The sequence below is a fragment of the Inquilinus sp. genome, from assembly GCF_057815775.1.
In genome coordinates, this window is record NZ_JBYRFX010001167.1 from 1 (window position 1) to 1,636 (window position 1,636).

General features: G+C 74.0%; 2 protein-coding genes. Both read left to right on the forward strand.

Annotated features, from left to right (window positions below; translation table 11 throughout):
- Nucleotides 1–802: ABC transporter ATP-binding protein (locus AC3XYG_RS41260; RefSeq protein WP_489145726.1), on the forward strand; the 802-nt coding region annotated here is incomplete at its 5' end.
- Nucleotides 803–807: 5 nt separating this feature from the next.
- The coding region (locus tag AC3XYG_RS41265; protein WP_489145727.1) for an acyl-CoA dehydrogenase family protein at nt 808–1,636 on the forward strand (829 nt) is incomplete at its 3' end.

Genomic DNA, 1,636 nt, shown 5'->3' on the forward strand with positions numbered 1-1,636 from the left:
CGCCCCCACCCAGCGGCCCGATGTCGTCCGCATCCGCGGCCTGACCCGGTCCTTCGGCGGGCCGAACATCCTCGACGGCCTCGACCTCGACATCGCCGATGGCGCCTTCGTCGCCCTGCTGGGCCGCAGCGGCTCCGGCAAGTCGACGCTGCTGCGCACCCTGGCCGGCCTCGACCCCGCGCCCGCCGGCACCGTCACCGTGCCGTCCGAGCGGACCGTGGTGTTCCAGGAGCCGCGGCTGCTGCCGTGGAAGAGCGTCTGGCGCAACGTCGCGCTCGGCCTCGGCGGCGCCGACGTGCGTGGCCGTGCCGAGGCCGCGCTGCAGGAGGTCGGCCTCAGCCACCGCGTCGACGCCTGGCCGCTGACCCTATCGGGCGGCGAGGCGCAGCGCACCGCCCTGGCCCGGGCGCTGGTGCGCGAGCCGCGGCTGCTGCTGCTGGATGAGCCATTCGCATCGCTGGACGCGCTGACCCGGATGAAGATGCAGGGTCTCGTCGGGTCGCTGTGGCAGGCGCATCGGCCGGCGATCCTGCTGGTCACGCATGATGTCGACGAGGCGCTGCTGCTGGCCGACCGCGTGCTGGTGCTGGCCGATGGCCGCATCGCCACCGACATCCCGATCACGCTGGACCGGCCGCGCCGGCACGGCGACCCCGGTTTTATCCGGCTGCGCAGCCGCCTCCTGGCCGATCTTGGCGTCGACGAGTTCGAGGGTGAGCCGGTGGCATCGGCGCCCCGTCCCGCGCCACGTCCGGCATCGGCGGCCCATGGCCTCGCCACCCCGTCCCCCGCCGGCGCCTGAAGACCATGGCCTTGGCCCGACCCGACCAGCCGCTGCGCGCCGTTGATGCACTGCCGAGCCTCGCCGAGACCGTCGCGGCCCTGGCGGCGGAGTTCGCCGGGACCGCAGCCGAGCATGACCGCAGCGGCGCCTTCCCCTTCGCCAATTTCGACCGGCTGGCCGAGGTCGGGCTGCTGGCCCTGATTACGCCGCGCCGCTATGGCGGCCAGGGCGGCGGGCTGCAGGATGCGGCGCTGGCGGTCGGCGGCATTGCCCGGGGCGAACCGTCGACGGCGCTGGTGCTGTCGATGCAATACCTGCAGCACGCCTCGATCGAGGAGCGCGGCTGGCCGGCGCATCTGGCGGAAAAGCTGGGTCGAGAGGCCGCCGCCGGCGTCTCCGTCATCAACGCCCTGCGGGTCGAGCCGGAGTTGGGCTCCCCCGCCCGCGGCGGGCTGCCGGCGACCATCGCCCGGCGCACGCCGGAGGGCTGGCGCGTCTCCGGCCACAAGATCTTCTCCACCGGCATTCCGATCCTGTCCTGGCTGGCGGTGTGGGCCACGACCGACGAGGCCGAACCGCGGGTCGGCACCATCCTGGTTCCGGCCGGCACGCCGGGGATCCGCGTGGTCGAGAGCTGGGACCAGCTCGGCATGCGCGCCACCAACAGCCATGACGTGATCCTGGACGACGTGCTGGTGCCGCTGGACCACGCTGTCGACCTGCGCCCGCCCGCGGCCTGGCGGGTGCCGGAGCCGGGGAAGTCGGCCTGGAGCGCGCTGTTGATCGGCGCCCTCTATGACGGGGTCGCCCGCTCGGCGCGCGACTGGTTCATCGGTTTCCTCAAGAGCCGGG